Here is a 15,352-nt window from a genome sequence, read left to right on the forward strand (position 1 = left end):
CCAGCTATCCCACCTGGGGAATTACGTGAGCGACGGGGTGGGGAATTACGTGAGCGTCAGACCGCTACAGGTGGGGAATTCCGTGAGCGCCGACATCGACCGATTCACCCAAGCCACCACCAGCACGGCCGCACAGGGCAGCGGCTTCGGCCTCTACATCGTGCAACGCCTCGCCGAAGTCAACGGCGGCCACGTCAGCTACCAACCAGGCCAGCCCACCGGGGCCTGCTTCACCGTGACCCTGCCCGCCGCAACCCATCTCCCGGAAGACGTCGACGAAACCGCGCGTTCGGGTACATAGCCGCCAGCCAGGACCCAAGCCAGTCCGACGATGCACCCGACAGAGTCCTCACCCCTTCAGCCAGCCACCTTTTCACCCACCACAGGGCGGCAGCCCGCAGCAGGGCAGGAGGATCCGGCGGGGAGCTTCGGATGACTGTGCCTACCTGGCGGTGCAACCATTCCTGCCGCTCGTTGGCCTCGCCAGCGAGCAGAAGCACGGGAAACCCCATCCGACACGGCACCGGCAGATCGCATCTCGGTACGGACCGCCCGACGCGATTCAAGGCCCGCGGATCGGCCGGGATCATCTTCCCTCGCAAGATCAACACCTGGGCGGGACCGTTACTCGCGCTCACAACCGAGGGGACGTCACAGACCTGTCCGGCGAGTTCCCGGGGATCCGCGGTAGAAATGAAGTAGGTACGCGCGGTAGGTCTTGGGATCGCGAGTTCGATGAAAGGTACGCCCCGGGCCTTGGAGAGGCACGGTGCCACCCGGCCGGGTCAGCCGGTGGACACGCGCGGCAACTTCCGCGGCGACTACTGGGCTGAATTGACCGTTGCGAGCCGCGAATGGTCTGCCCTCGCGTCGGCCGGAGGCCTGGAACCGACCCTGACGTTCCGTCAGGGATGTCCTGTGTCGGCCAACGGGCCACTCGCGTCCGCGACTGCTTGGCCGGGCTGGGTATGTGCGCCGCTTCTGGTGACGTCTGCCGGCTGGAGATCAAGCCGGATCCGGACCAGACGGCCCCGATGCCGGAGGCGACCGAACGGGCCGTCGCGCGCGGTGTCGACTTCAACTTCGGTGACGACGGTGGGCTCTACCGGGATAAACGCGAGTGGCTGCCGTTCGGCGAAGTTCGGCGTCCACCCTGCAGGCAAAGGGCAGGGCCATGGATGACCGGCGCCCGACCCGAGGAACGGCAGGCCGCGCAGCACGCGGCGCAAATCCTGCCGGTGTTCAGCCGTGATCGGATGGGTCTGCCCGACGAACCGGAAGTTCCGTGGTTGTCGAATTGTCCGAGCAGCAAAGTGGCTGGCCGTTGCAGGGTGCCGGTGACCCCACCGATGATGAACTCGGTGGTGTCGCGGGTACGGACTTTCGTCCACAGCTGGGATCCCGGGCGGTAACGGCTGGCCGCCGGCTTGATCACCACGCCCTCGACGCCGGCGACACCCAGGTCGTTCAGCCAGCCCAGCGCAACATCCCGGTCGCTGGTCTGCGGGCAGATAACGACCTGCGGCGGCGTGTTGTGCAGCAGCCGCTCGAGTTTGGCCCGGCGGGTAGTCAGCGGCTGGTCAAGCAAATCGACGCCGCGACTATCCCGCAGCAGGTCGAACGCCACCAGGTGGGCGGGATGCTGGCGGACGTGCCGTGGCAGCGCCCGGCCGGCGACCAAGCGGCGTTGCAGGCGAGAGAAATCGCAGCGGCCGCGCTCGATGTTCCAGACGATGATTTCGCCGTCGATGACGGTCCGCTGTGGAAGCGCGGCTGTCAACGGCTCGACCAGGTCAGGGAAGAAGGCGCTGAGATCAACACCGTGGCGCGACTGCACGCGTATCCCGGCGTCGGTGCGCCAGATGATCGCCCGGAAACCGTCCCACTTCATTTCGTAGGCCGTCGATGCTTTCGCGATCTCAGGCAGCGAGGGGTTGGGCGTAGCGCTGACCGGCGTGACAGGCCAGCGCAACATCGGTGTCCCCTCGACGGTCGAAAACCCGACGCTAACCGCGTAACCAAACGCTTGACCTGCGAGAACCGCCGTTTTGGCGGAGCTTGGAAAGCCGCTCACACAGGCGAATTCGACGTGATCGGGGCCTGCGACGCCCACCGAAGGACGAACCTGCCGCGCTAACGGGCCGAGGTGCTCCGCGGGCAGCGAACTACTGGCTTGTAATTCGATCTTCGACCTTGCCGATCGTAAAAGCGCAGGTCAGGCTGGATGTGTCGGGGTGTGAGTTCTCAATGGATCTGATCCGGTCTCGTTAGAACTGATCCGGCCACCACTGGATCCTTCGGGCTCTGGACCGCCGACGTCGGACAGCGACCGCACGGGCCGGCCGCGCATCAGGTGGCGTTCAGCCCGGTGGCGACGCCCGGCCCTGCTGCGCCGGTTCGTCACCGACGACACCGGACGGCTGCCAACCCGGCGCGCTTGAGCCGTTCGCCGGACTACTCGGCGAGCTCGCCGCAGCCGCCGGAGCCGTCGAACCAGGCTGGCTGTTCCTCGCCTACGCCGGGCAGCTGCTGGCTACGCGACCACGGCCAAGCGGCTATGCAGGCTGGGGTTTGACACTCGATGAGGCCGGCGTCTCGCATGGTTAGGGGTCTGCCTTTGCTCGAGAGTTTCGCGCTCTGGCACGAACCGTGTGATGGATGTCCGACGATAAGTCGTTGCCGGGCTGCGACGCTTGAATGCCGGACCAGACTTAAACGATGCTCAACGACATCGAGAGTTATAAGCAGCCGGGATCGACCTTGCGCATCGGTTCAGCGCTGTAGCGAAAAAGGCATGGGCAGCGCGTTGCGTCCGCCGTTCTCCGAAGTCAGTAACCTCTGAGCCGTCTGGATGGTCGTTGAACGCGAAGTGCCGCTGACCAAGGCATTCGATCGCCTTCTGCAACTGCCCGGGGCTTCGGTGGAATCAGTGGGTTCACCGACTGGGTTGTCGTGCTCAGTCTGCGGTGGCGACGCCGACCGCGTAGCCGAGGACTGGAATGCAGCCAAATCGGTCGAACGCCATCGCGAGCAGGGCGATAGCGGACCGAGCCGGATCCGAACCCGCCGGGCTTCGGGCCGTCTCGAATATGCTTAAAGGCCGGGGATCTGGCCCTCCGGCCTTTAAGCATCGATTTTGGATTATAGATCTGATCGGAGCCCTTCAGCGACTTTGCCGGTAAGGCGAAGATGCGAGTCCCGGCATGCTATCGCTCCGGAAAGGGCCGTCATTTGGCGTCTTCTGAGCTGGTTAGCCGTTCACCTGTCATGTGTCCTTTGACCCATTCGATGGATTGCGGACGGTCCCTGTGCCGGTTTCGAAATATTCTTCCAGTGCCTTTTGGACTTGAGGCGCCGGAATAGTGCTGAGCCGGTCGTGGTAGATCGCGGATTGCAGGTCGGCGAAGACGCGTGGATCTGATTGCGGAGGATTGGGATTGTCCGATATCCAAACGTGGTCGTAAATCCCGCCCTTGCGGGCCGAGCCGCGAGAGACGAACCAGACTATGGCACCGTAGCCTGTCTCGCTGTTTACGCTGACGATGAGGAGGTCGTCGCCGCCGACAGATATTTGCGCGGCCTCCGAATCGCGGTTGTTCATGATCCGTGAAATTACTGCCGCGACGTCATCAGGATTTTTCGGCAGTATTTCTTGCCGATCAAGCAGAACGCTGATTGCCATGAAATTCCTTAATTTCCATTTGGTCAGCCTTCCCCTTCGACGTCTATGGGCTGTCCTGACCATCGATTGACGAGCTGCTAGTCAGTGCTGGCTTTGCCGTCAAATCGCCGTCCGTCGGTTCCGCCTCGGACCCAGGATATCGATTCGGGCCGGTCGCCGGTTCCGGTCCGGCAGTACTCCTCTAGTGCCGTGCGTATGTCGGCAAGTGGGAGTGCGTTGCGCGGGTCGTGAAAATATACAACACTCGGGTCTGCGATGACTTGGGGGTCAGTTGTGGGTGGATTCGGGTTGTCGGACACCCAGGTGTAATTGTAGATTCCGCCCTTCTTTGGGGAGCTTGCCAGGGCGAGCCATATCAAAGCTCCATATCCGGTCTGATTGTTGATTCCGACCCAGAGAAGGTCGTCAGAGAACGAAAGTTTGGCGTTTTGAACAAAGGTTCGGACCTGGCGTCGTCCCATCGTCACGTATTGCTCGTAGCCGAGAGTGTTCATTATGGTTTCGACTTCTTCCGACATCTCATCCCAGCCGTGCGCGACGTGATGTTCCCCTCTTACCCAGACGTTGAGTGGCATGCTTCTTCCTTACGGCTTTGGGAAAATGTCGGGCGTGAAGTTTGCGGGTGACCAGACGCGGAGCGTTTGGTCGGGACGCAGGATCTTGTCAAGCACCGTGTCACAGGATAGCGGGCCGCCGCATACGCCGTCCGGGTTGTTGATGACGAGGTCGACTTGTTTGACATTGTACTTGCGCATCCACCATGCAACTTTTGCTTCGGTGTGTGAAGTGGCGGCAAGGTTGCCCTCACTGTCAAGAAGCTCAGGATGGTTTACCCTGAAGAAGTCAAGTATTTCGCCGGAGATGTTGCCGAAATCGCCGCTAATGAGATAGTCGCCTACAACTCCATCCCTTTCCTTGATTTCGGCGTTTTCGGGATCGAGTTCAACCCCGTTTTCGCCGTAAGCGATGCCTCGAGTCTTGCTGATGAACGGGGGTAGTTCGTCAAATGCCTTGTCGACGAACTCCGGGTATTCACCAGGTTCGAGGAATTTACCTCCGCCAAGGATGATCGCAAGGGAGCCCAGGACTTCCGAAATATTGTTGGCCGCCCTGGATGCAGCATCCTGCATGTTTGCCAACGTGCAAGACCCCAGGTTGACCGCGCTTTGGATACATGCTGACTCGGCGATTTTCAGCTTGAAATTGGTGCTCAGGGATCCGTCGGAGAAATTGAAGTAGTCTTGCTGGGTGACCCAGGCAGCCATCTGGGCTTTCTCGTACTGCTCGGGCGTGCAATCTGCCCTGACCGGTGGGGAATTGCCGCCGATCGGGTCTTTGACGGGCACTTCCAGAACCGTGCAGTCGATGTCTTTCCATACGCTGTCGTGGGCGTCGTAGATTTTCTGGCGCCACACGTGGATTGCGTCGCAGTTGGTGACGCAGAGCCCGGTGCTGGGGTCCCAGGAAATGCGAGGGCCGTCGGGTAGGAGGTCGTTTCCGTCTGCGGTGACCGTGGCCTGTTGGTTGTTGGATGGTACGAAGATGGTGTCGGCGGTGATGTAGCGGTTGGGGTCGGTGGCGGGGTCGGTGGTGATGCTGACATTCAGAAGTGACCAGGCGCTGCGTTGGATGTCGATGACGAAGAGGTTTTTGCCGGATTCATCGGCGGTTAGGCCGCCGGGTTGTCCGCCCCACATTGGGATGGGGATGCTGGTGGTGGTGAGCGTTTGAACGCGGTGGTAGGAGCCGTCAGTCTTGCTCATTGCTGCAAGGACGGTCTGGTATGTGGTGGTGCCGTCGATGGGGACGGACTGGGCGAGGTAGATGTAGCCGCCCATGCTGGTCAGACCCCACAGTGATTCGTTGCCGTCGTTGCTGGTGCTGGTTGAGACGACGGTGAATGCCGTGGGATCAGCGGTGACGGGAATGCCGCGGGTTGCTGGGGCAGTGATCTTGATGAGTTGGTGGGAGTCGTAGTCGTACTCCCACGCGTTGGTGTCGTCGGCGGTGATGTAGCACCAGGCGCACAGAGTGCCGAGCGTGACCGCGGTGCCGGTTTCGAGGTCGTAGGCGACTAGGTGTTGCCAGCTGTCTTCGAGGTACAGGTAGTGGCCGCCGACGGCACCGCCGGCTTGCATGGAGTAGAAGGGGATGGTGTGTAGTGCCCCGCTCGGGGTGATGGCGATGACGCCGCAGCTGGTGCTGGCGTAGATGAGGTGGCCGTCGTTGCCTAGGACGTCGGCGTATTTGAAGGAGGCGGCGGCGCCGTTAGCGGTGTCGCAGCCGCCGGTTGCAGCGCCGCCGACGAAGGTCTCGGTGACGCCGGTCTTGATGTCGGTTTTGAGGATTTCTGTGCTGGCGCCGGTGTAGACCATGCCGTTTAGGGCTGTCATGCCGGCGGCGCCGGCAGGCAGTGAGCTGTTGAGGGTGTTGCTTTGGCCGTATTTCCAGAGGTCGGTGTTGGCGTTGGTCTGCGTTGCAGTGAGGGCGTCCGCGATGACTTCGGAGATGCCGTAGCTGTCGGCCACATAGAGTTTGCCGTCGTCTGCCGCGAGCCCGGTGATGTTGTAGAGCGGCGGGTCGTCGTGGGCGCCAAGACCAGCGACGATCCGGGTGGTGAGATCGCGCTTGTCGAGGCGGTCGAGGGTGTTTCCGTTGACGCCGTAGAGGTAGTTGCCAACGGCGATCGTCCTGATGAGCTGACCGGATATCCGCGTGGTGGTCTGTGCGCCGCCGGCAAGCGGATACTTCGTCAGGTTTGCCTGGGTATCCCAGACGTTGTCGTCGTCGGCGACCAGCACGGCGTAAGGGCTCACGCTGGTCAGCGCGGCCGGCCTTCCGCTGGTCAGGTCGGTTCGATTGAGGTTCCAGTTGGTGTCTTCGGTGTACAGGTAGTGCCCGGCGAGGGTCGGGTTGTAGGCCTGCGATGCGCTCAAGTAGCCCGGGGCGACACGCTTGACGGCGCCGGTGTCCGGTTCGATCGTGACAATCCCGCAGGAGGCCGTACTGGCGTAGATAAACGTGCCATCGTTGGCGAACACCGAGGTTGCCCCAAGCTTGACATCGGCGCCGTCACAATTGCCCGTACCACCGCCAGCGAGGTCGTGTGGGACACCGTCCGCGCCAATCTTGACAACCTTGTCGGCGACACCGGTGTAGATGTTGCCGTGCAGGACGGTCACCCCGTTGGCGTTGGCGACCGCGGCGAGATGGACGACCTTTCCTTGGCCGATGATCGGGCTCTGTGGCAGCGCCGCGTAGGCCTTGTAGTTGAGGGTGGTTTTCGCGGTGCGTCCGCCGGCGTCGGCGACGGTGACGGTGACCGCTGTGGTGCTGGCGGTGGTGGCGGCGCCGCCGAAGGCGCCGGTGGCCGGGTCGAGGGTGACACCGTCGGGCAGGCCGGTCGCGGTGAACGTATAGGGGGTGATGCCGCCGGTGGCGGTCACGTGCCCGTCGGCCGGGGTGCCGGTGGTGCTGGCCATATCGGCGACCGGGCCGAGGGCCGGGACGACCGCGATGATCCAGGTGAAGCTGACTGTCGAGGCCGCGCCGGTGGTGTCGGTCGCGGTCACCGTGACGACGGTGTTTTGCACGGTGGTGGGGGTGCCGGCAATCGTTCCGCTGGCCGGGTCGATGGTGAGACCGGCGGGCAGGCCGGTGGCGGTGAAGGCGTAGGGGGCGGTGCCACCGGCGGCGAGGTTCGGCATCGAGACCGGCTGGCCGAGGGTGCCGTTCTGGTCGGCCGGTGCTGACAGGGCGACGGGCAGGCCGATCTGCCAGCCGAAGCTGATCGTGGCGGCCTGCTGCTGGTCGTCGGTGGCGGTCAGGGTGGTGGTGAAGCCCCCGGCCGTGGTCGGCGAACCGGTGATCGTGCCGGTGGCCGGGGCGAGAGTAAGGCCGTCCGGTAGACCGGTGGCGGTCCACTTGTAGTGGCCGCTGCCGCCCGTCGCGTTGGGGGTCAGCACAGCGGCGGTTTCGAGGACGCCGTGTTGGGTGCCGGGGTCGGCGATCGTGACCGGTGCAGTCACGATCCAGGTGAGCGTGAGGGTGTCAGCGCGCCCAGCTCCGTCGATCGCTTTGACGGTGACGGTCGAGGTGCCGGTGCCGGTCGGGGTACCGGCGATGGTGCCGGTGGCGGGGTCGAGGGCCAGGCCGTCCGGTAGACCGCTGGCAGCGAAGGTGTAGGTGCCGTCGCCCCCGGCGGCGGTCAGGGTGAGGGTGGCGCTCTCGCCGGTGGTGGCGTTCTGGGTGCCGGGGTCGGTGATGGTGACCGGCCCGGCGATGCTGAACCGGACGGTGATGTTGTCGTGGCGGCCGGCGGTGTCGGTGACCTGCACGGCCGCGGTGTCCGGGCCGGGTGTGGACGGGCTGCCGGTGATGGTCCCGGTGGCCGGGTTGATGCTCAGCCCGTCGGGCAGGCCGGTGGCGGTGAAGGTGTAGGGGCTGGTGCCGCCGGTCGCGGTCAGGGTCACGGTGGTGGGTTTGCCGACGGTGCCGATCTGCGGGCCGGGGTCGGTCAGGGTGAGCGGCGCGGCGATGGTCCAGGCGACGCGGGCGCTCGCGGTGCGCCCGAGCGTGTCGGTGACGGTGAGGGCCGTCGTGGTGGTGCCGGTCGTGGTCGGGCTGCCGGTGACGACGCCGGTGGCCGGGTTGATGGCCAAGCCGGCGGGCAGACCCGTGGCGGTGAAGGTGTAGGGGCTGGTGCCGCCGGTGGCGGTGAGCGTGGTCGAGACCGTGACCCCGGTGGTGCTGTTCTGCGGGCCCGGATCGGTGAGGGTGACCGGGGTGGCGATGGCCCAGGTGAACGAGGTGGCTCCGGTGCGGCCGTCGGCGTCCTTAGCGGTGATCGTGACCGTGGTGGTGCCGGCTGTGGTGGGCGTGCCGGTGACCGCGCCGCTGCTGGCGTTGAGCGACAGACCGGCGGGCAGGGCGCTGGCCGACCAGGTGTAGGGCGCGCGGCCGCCGGTTGCGGTGACGGTCGTCGCCACTGCGGCGCCGATGGTCCCGGTCAACGGACCCGGGTTAGCGACCGACGGCCCGGTCGCGGTGACCCAGGACAGGTTCGCTGTGGCGGTACGCCCGGCGGTGTCCTTGACGGTCAACACGACGCTGGAAGTGGTGGCGGCGGTCGGGGTTCCGGTGATCACGCCGCTGGTGCTGATCGACAGCCCGGCGGGCAGACCGGTGGCCGACCACGTGTACGGGCTCGTGCCGCCGGCGGCGGACAACGTCACCGTGACCGGCTGACCGATCGTGCTCTGCTGGGTGCCCGGGTTCACCACCGTCAGCGCGGTCTCGACCGTCCAGGTGAAGGTGCTGCTGCCGGCCCGTGTGGTGGTGTCGGTCGCAGTGAGCGTCACGCTCGAGGTGCCGGCCGTGGTCGGGGTGCCGGTGATCACCCCTGTCGAGGAGTTGATCGACACCCCGGCCGGCAGACCGATGGCCGTCCACGTGTACGGGGTGGTGCCGCCGGTCGCGGTCATGGTGCGCGAGACCGCCACGCCCACGGTGCCGGTCAGCGTGCCCGGATTGGTTACCGCCGGCGCGACCGCGACGACCCAGCTGAAGGTGCCGGTCGCAGTCCGGCCCACGCTGTCGGTGACCTTCGCCGACACACCCGAGGTCCCGGCGCTGGTCGGCGTCCCCGTGACCGCGCCGGCCGTGGAGTTGAGGGTGAGACCGGCGGGCAGCCCGGTCACCGTCCACGTGTACGGGGCGGTGCCGCCGGTCGCGGCCAGGCTCAGCGAGCTGTTGCGGCCGACGGTGCCCTGCCGGGTGCCCGGGTTCGTGACCGCCGGCGCGGCCGCGGCGACGTCGAACGAGAAACTCGTGCTGCCAGGGATCTTGTTCGCATCCGTCGCGGTGACCTTGACCGTCGACACCGCCGCGATGGTGGGGGTGCCGCTGACCACCCCGGTCGAGGAGTTGATCGATACCCCGGGTGGCAGGCCGGTGGCCGACCACACGTACGGGGTCCGGCCGCCGGTCGCGGTAATCGTCTTGGACACCAGGGTGCCCTTGACCCCGGCCACCGTGCCCGGGTTCGCCACCGTCGCCGCGACACCGGTCACCCAGGTGAACGAGGCACTACCGGTCAGACTCGACCTGTCGCTCGCGGTCAGCTTCGCCGCGTACGTGCCGGCCACCGTCGGGGTACCCGACACCAGCCCGGTCGAGGAGTTGACACCGAGCCCCGGCGGCAACCCGGTCGCCGACCACGTGTACGGGGCGGTCCCACCCGAGGCGGCCGCTTGCAGCGAGGCGGGCAGGTTGACACCGCTGTACTGGCTGCCCGGATTGGTCACCACCGGCGAGGTCGCCGCAAAGGCGGGTGGGGAAACGATGAACGTGAGGAGCATCGACAGGGCGGCCAGCACGGCCACACTCACCAGACGACGCGACTTACCGCCGCGGCCCGCGGCAGCGGAACCAGGGGCGAGGAGCCGGGGAAGCACCATTCGAACAGGCCTTTCACAGGGAAAAAGACCATGCGAAATTACCGATTTGCACCCTCAATGCGGTTCCCTCGAACGCCCAGGACCCACAGCGTTGATCGGCCGACCGCCATCACCAGTCCGGACGAATCTGCCGCTCCGGCACGATGCCCAGGTAAAGCAAAGAGGCTGCCGTGTACTACATTCATAGATCTTTTGGTAGCGGGTCGCCTCTGCGTCGGTAGTGGCTGATTTTGGCTCTGGCTTGGTGGGCGCGACGCCATAGGTCTCGGGTTATCGTCGCGGCCCAGTCGAGGCAGTCGCGGGCGAGGGTGGTGGCGGCGAGCAGGCCGCGGATCGCGGCGAGGCTGTAGCCGATCAGCGGGCCGGGGCTGCCGGGCTGGTCGTCGTCGGGGTGGAGCTGGGGTCTTTTCCCAGGCCGGCGCGGGTGACGGCGAGGAAGGCGTGGGCGAGCATGCTGATGGTGACGTGGCGGTGCCAGGGGTCCCATTTGCGGACCTGGTAGGAGTCCAGGCCGAGTTGGTCCTTGCCGGCTTTGTTGTCGTCCTCGATGTTCCATCGCAGCCCGGCGGCGGTGATCATCGCGGTGATCGCGGTGCCAGCCGGGGCGTGGACCAGGAAGTACTCGATCTCGTAGATCCCGTCCGGATGTTTGGCGGTGACCGTCGGGGTGATCGCCCGGCGGATCAGCAGGGTCTGGGTGAACCCGGGTGCAGGTTGCTGGCCCTTGACCGTTACCGCGTGCGCGGCCCAGTCGTAGTAGCGCCGGCCCTTGCTGCCAGCGCCGGCCGAGCGTTGCTGCCACGCCTGCGGATCCGTGTCGGCGAGCAGCGCGTCGACCCGCGACGATCTGCCGCGGACGTCGAGAAGGCGCAGGTCGCGCGGGACTGCGAGGACATAGGCGACGGCCTGCTGATGGCAGAACGCGCGGAGCCCGGCGTCGCGTCCGTAACCGGAGTCGGCGACCAGCCACTTCCACGACAACGCCGGATCATCGGCCAGGACCGCCAGGGTCCGGGCCAGCATCGCGATCCCCAGCTGGGGCTTGGTCACCAAGCCCCGCCCGGACGGCACCCCGGCGTCCCGGCAGCGTTGCGGATCGTCGGTCCAGCAAGCCGGTAGATACAGCTCCCGGTCGATGAACGCGTGCCCGTGCAACGAGGCATACGACAGCATCACCATGCACTGGCAGTTCTCGACCTGACCGGTCGCCCCGCAGTGCTGCGGTGCCACCCCGACACTCTTGACGCCCTTCTTGATCGCCTGGGTGTCATCCAGAACCAACGCCCCACCCGGATCAGCCAGCCCGCCAAGGACATACCCGCGCAGCTGGTCACGCAGCTCGTCAGCACTCCACTTCGCCCCGTTGAGCAGATGCTCGAACGCCTGCGGCGTCGGCAACCCGGCGTACTCCGCCAGACCCCACGAATTCTTCTTCGCCACATCGGCCAGCAACGCCCGGACCATCAAAGTGAACGTCACCCGCGGCTCCGGACGCTTGAACAGACATCCCAGCCCGTCGGTCAGAAACCGAAGCTCCGCATCCCAACCAGCAAGATCCACAACCGTCACTGTCTCAGCCACGTGGAGTCAACGACCAACCCCGCCACCAGTCACGAAGATCTTGAAATGTAGTACCGGGACGCCTACTCCCGGACTCCGCAAAGCGAAAAGCATTCTACCGGCGAACCATTCCGAGTGTTCGGGGCTAAAATTCCTTCGAGCGGGTGCCCACCGTATCGCCCTTCAAGCAGCCACCCGCAGTCCTAGGCGCAAAAAAGGAGATTAGCCGACGGGCGCGGCCCTCCAGGCGATCCGAGCCCTAGCCGTGGCTGGCAAGGAGCCCGTCTGGATAGATGCCGGCCGCGCCGCGGGGCGCCGCCGCAGCAGACATTCGGATGGTAAGCGCCGACTTAGGTTATTCTGTGATATGCATCACTGGAAGCCGGATCCGGACATGAGCTTCAGGCGTGCACGCTCTTGCGTGCACGCCTGTTGGAACGGAAGTTTCCGCAGGTCAGACCAGGTAAATGCAAGATCAAAAGCGGACCCCACCCCTGTCCGCCGACTCGAGTTCAAGATCGCTCAGTGCAAACATGTGCAAACAAATTTCTTAGGCCGGTCCTCTGTGGACAGAGAACCGGCCCATTTTGCCTGCTCAGAAGGGTGGAGCTGAGGGGACTCGAACCCCTGACCCCCACACTGCCAGTGTGGCGTGCGATTGGTGCGGCGATGCTGCAGGTGTAGGGCTACGGGTTGCGGGCTGGGTGCATTGAGACCGCGGCCGATCGCTCGTCGGGAACCGAGTGTCCTTCCGCCTCGGGGGATCGTCGAGAAACAAGTCAACTCAGGGAGTGTCCACCAGGAATGGATGGATGCCTTCGGTCGAGGCTGGCTGGAACCAAGACTGCACGGACACGCTGCGCCAGACGTCGGCGTGCTGGTTCGCCTCGTCTTCAGCCTCGGGTCGGTAGAGAAACTCGAAATCCGTGTCGTCGAAGATTACGTCCTGGAATTGCGCACCAAGGTTCTTCGCCTGCTGGTCGTTGAGGACGCCGTGGTCGAGAAGGAGATCGGTGGTCCGCGCGACGATGACGTGCATGGCGAGAGCCTCCGCCACGCAGGCCGGGGGCCTCCATCGAGCAGCTGTTAGCCCCTTCGTTACCCCGACCGCTGCAATGAGGAACTTTCTCGCGAACCTACCGTCGTAGTGGTGAGCGAGCTGCGGCGGAAGTTCTTCCAGCGCGAGGAAGCTACCGTCGTGATCAGCGACGGTGCCGCCGACCTCCGCCAGGAGACGGATGTCGTCGAGTAGTTCGTCGATGAACATCGTGGACGCCAGCACCAGGGCGCCGGCGGTGACCAGAGCGGAAGCGTCCTCGTTGTCCGGGATATCGCAGCCCCGAAGTTCGACGTCGCCGATCAGCGATCCGTAACGCTTCGCATCGGCCCGCCACTCGCTCTCCTCAGTCTCGTAACCGCTTGCAGGTGAACTGTTCATCGCGCGTCCTACCTTTCCCTTCCGTAGGCCGGCGGCTCTAGGGGCCTGTCGACCCCGCCTACCACCGAGACGTTCACGTCGGCCGTTCTAGCGGCTGCAGAAGAATTGACCCCACAGGTGCACATGCCTTTGGTCAGGGCGGACATCCCCTCAAGGCTTCGACCAGCCGCCGCTCGGAACAGCAACACGCGGAATTGCCGTGTGTCCGTAGGCTCATGGTCGTCGCTCAAGCGCGCTTGGCGGAAGATGACGGAGGGTGACGGGGGTTGACGGGGTAGGTGGGGGAGCGGCGACCGAAACGTCGCTGGACGCCCCAGCGACGATCACCCCGACGAGTGAACAAAGTCGCCGAGCGCGGATCCCAGCCCACTGGGCAGGCAGGTCGTCAGGGATTGACACCGCCCGTCAGGCGATGACGAGGTCCGTCACCTTCCTCGCGACCGCATTCCCATGCTGGGCTGATGAGATGAGACCCGCCTCGGCGACTGCGATGTGCCATGTACGTCCGGTGCGCGCCGATCGCTCACAGGTGCTGCAGTCCACCATGGCCGGCGGCTCGCTGACATTGCGGGCCATCCCGAGGCTGCCTGTGGTGACGACGGATGGACGCGGAACATGACCAGTGGGTGGCTCGCGCCGCGCGGACGACCTGAATCAGAAGCCAGACAGCCGAGGGCCGGCAGTTCATCGCGCGAACCCGGGCTCCCGGTGCCCCGGTTGCCCCAACGTACGCGAGACGCTGCTGTCTCCTATACGGTTACCACGGTCGGGCATAACGGACGACTCGCCGACCGGTCTCTGCTCAAGAACCTGCATTGGGCTCCGGGGCAGCGACTATCGCTCGACGCCTCCATCGACACCATCACCGTGTACGCCGTTCCCGCCGGTGATCATGCGATCACAGGCGACGGATTCCTGATGCTGCCCGCCGCCGTCCGCCATCGCTGCGATATCGGCTACCGGGACCAAGTGCTCGTCGCCGCCTACCCCAACCATGACCGACTCGTCGTCTGGACGCTCTCCGCAGTCGACCACATGGTCGCAAGCCGAATCCCGGACCACCGCGGCAGGACGGCCGATGGCTATCTCAGCTGACCCCGAGCTGGCCGCCGCCCGCCTGCTGCTGTCCCGGCTCGGGTTACGACCCGAGCAGCTACTCGAAGGCGCGCCACCAGCAGAAGCCGTCCCTACCTTCGACGAGTACATCGACCGGGTCTCCGATGCGGTCAACGACGGAACACGACGCGCCTACAGCACCTACTGGGAGAAGATCCGCGCCGCCTGGGGGACACGACGCCTCGACGAACCCACCGCCACCGAAGTCAACACCCTGGCCCAGCGCGTCAAAGACGACGCGCTCGTGCGAAGCAACTCACGCGGCGGCCGCAGCGCCGCCGAACACCTCATCTCCGCCATGCGCTGCCTCTACAAGCACGCTGAAGCCGACCGCCTCATCAGCGCGGCCAATAACCCAGCGATCCGCGTGCCCAAACCACGCCGGCTCGCCAGCAACCGCCACAGCCTCCCCGACCACCAACTCACCGAAATCTTTCGCATCGCCACCACCACCGGCGACGACCCCGACCTCGACGGCCTGATCCTGCGCCTGCACCTGGAGACCGCATGCCGCAGAGCCGGAGCCCTCGCACTCACCAAAGCCGACCTCGACCCCGAACAGTCCCTGATTCACCTTCACGAGAAGGGTGAAACCGACCGCTGGCAGCCCGTCTCGCCGACCCTCATGCGCGCACTGCTCGACCACTTCGCCCACCGCGGCGGCCAGCATCCTGAGGACAAGATCCTGCGCTACCGCCGCGGACGCCCGATCACGCATCGGCGATACGACTACCTGTGGCAACGACTCGGGAAACACCTGCGCTGGGTCGCCGTGCAACAGGTCAGCACCCACTGGCTACGCCACACCACCCTCACCTGGGTGGAACGCCGCTTCGGCTACGCCGTCGCCCGCGCCTACGCCGGCCACGAAGACGGCCGCAGCATAGGCACTACCGCCACCTACGTCCGCGCCCAGATCTACGAGATCGCCCTCGCCCTGTCCACCCTCACCGGCGAACCGCACCCGCTCGCCCTGCCCGCCATGACGAGCTCACCGGACACCCTCACGTACTGGCGACACCACGAAACGGCCGGGCCGGAGCTTCCCGCCGGAAACCCCGGCCCATCCATCACCAACGCCTGACACGCCCGATCCGA

At 65.4% G+C, this 15,352-nt stretch carries 9 protein-coding genes; 3 read left to right on the forward strand and 6 right to left on the reverse strand.

The features are described 5' to 3' along the window. On the forward strand, positions 1-301 hold a 301-nt coding region (locus AB0M88_RS25220; protein ID WP_364106219.1), incomplete at its 5' end, for an ATP-binding protein. Between the two features lie 801 nt (positions 302-1,102). On the opposite strand, the gene AB0M88_RS25225 is transcribed toward AB0M88_RS25220, so the two are convergent. The 6 genes from AB0M88_RS25225 to AB0M88_RS25250 all read right to left on the reverse strand — a co-directional run bounded on the left by AB0M88_RS25225 (position 1,103) and on the right by AB0M88_RS25250 (position 13,138). Continuing rightward, entirely contained in the window at positions 1,103-2,113 is a 1,011-nt protein-coding gene (locus AB0M88_RS25225; protein WP_364106221.1) for an ATP-dependent DNA ligase, read from the reverse strand. A gap of 1,152 nt (positions 2,114-3,265) precedes the next feature. Then, positions 3,266-3,682 (reverse strand): Imm1 family immunity protein, encoded by a 417-nt coding sequence (locus AB0M88_RS25230; protein ID WP_364106223.1) that lies wholly within the window; start codon positions 3,680-3,682, stop codon positions 3,266-3,268. 77 nt (positions 3,683-3,759) lie between these two features. Continuing rightward, entirely contained in the window at positions 3,760-4,257 is a 498-nt protein-coding gene (locus AB0M88_RS25235) for an Imm1 family immunity protein (protein ID WP_364106225.1), read from the reverse strand. 9 nt (positions 4,258-4,266) lie between these two features. Next, positions 4,267-10,140, reverse strand: a complete 5,874-nt coding sequence (locus AB0M88_RS25240) for a putative Ig domain-containing protein (RefSeq protein ID WP_364106227.1) — start codon at positions 10,138-10,140, stop codon at positions 4,267-4,269. 354 nt (positions 10,141-10,494) lie between these two features. Next, positions 10,495-11,721: an IS701 family transposase gene (locus AB0M88_RS25245; RefSeq protein ID WP_364106229.1), complete on the reverse strand. Its 1,227-nt coding sequence runs from the start codon at positions 11,719-11,721 to the stop codon at positions 10,495-10,497. Between the two features lie 763 nt (positions 11,722-12,484). Next, positions 12,485-13,138, reverse strand: coding sequence for a hypothetical protein (locus AB0M88_RS25250; RefSeq protein ID WP_364106231.1), 654 nt, complete (start codon positions 13,136-13,138; stop codon positions 12,485-12,487). A gap of 717 nt (positions 13,139-13,855) precedes the next feature. Between AB0M88_RS25250 and AB0M88_RS25255 the strand changes: the two genes are divergently transcribed. Further along, on the forward strand, positions 13,856-14,233 hold the full coding sequence (locus AB0M88_RS25255; RefSeq protein ID WP_364106233.1) for a hypothetical protein: 378 nt from the start codon (positions 13,856-13,858) through the stop codon (positions 14,231-14,233). Next, entirely contained in the window at positions 14,217-15,338 is a 1,122-nt protein-coding gene (locus tag AB0M88_RS25260) for a site-specific integrase (RefSeq protein WP_364106235.1), read from the forward strand. Before AB0M88_RS25255 ends, AB0M88_RS25260 begins: the two co-directional genes overlap by 17 nt. Positions 15,339-15,352 lie beyond the last annotated feature (14 nt).

The organism is Actinoplanes sp. NPDC051411 (genome assembly GCF_040682075.1).
Taxonomy (GTDB): Bacteria; Actinomycetota; Actinomycetes; order Mycobacteriales; family Micromonosporaceae; genus Actinoplanes.

Coding starts and splice junctions, on each gene's coding strand:
- AB0M88_RS25230 (WP_364106223.1), bottom strand. CDS start 3,682: ATGGCAATCAGCGTTCTGCTTGATCGGCAAGAAATACTGCCGAAAAAT.
- AB0M88_RS25235 (WP_364106225.1), bottom strand. CDS start 4,257: ATGCCACTCAACGTCTGGGTAAGAGGGGAACATCACGTCGCGCACGGC.
- AB0M88_RS25240 (WP_364106227.1), bottom strand. CDS start 10,140: ATGGTGCTTCCCCGGCTCCTCGCCCCTGGTTCCGCTGCCGCGGGCCGC.
- AB0M88_RS25250 (WP_364106231.1), bottom strand. CDS start 13,138: ATGAACAGTTCACCTGCAAGCGGTTACGAGACTGAGGAGAGCGAGTGG.
- AB0M88_RS25260 (WP_364106235.1), top strand. CDS start 14,217: ATGGCTATCTCAGCTGACCCCGAGCTGGCCGCCGCCCGCCTGCTGCTG.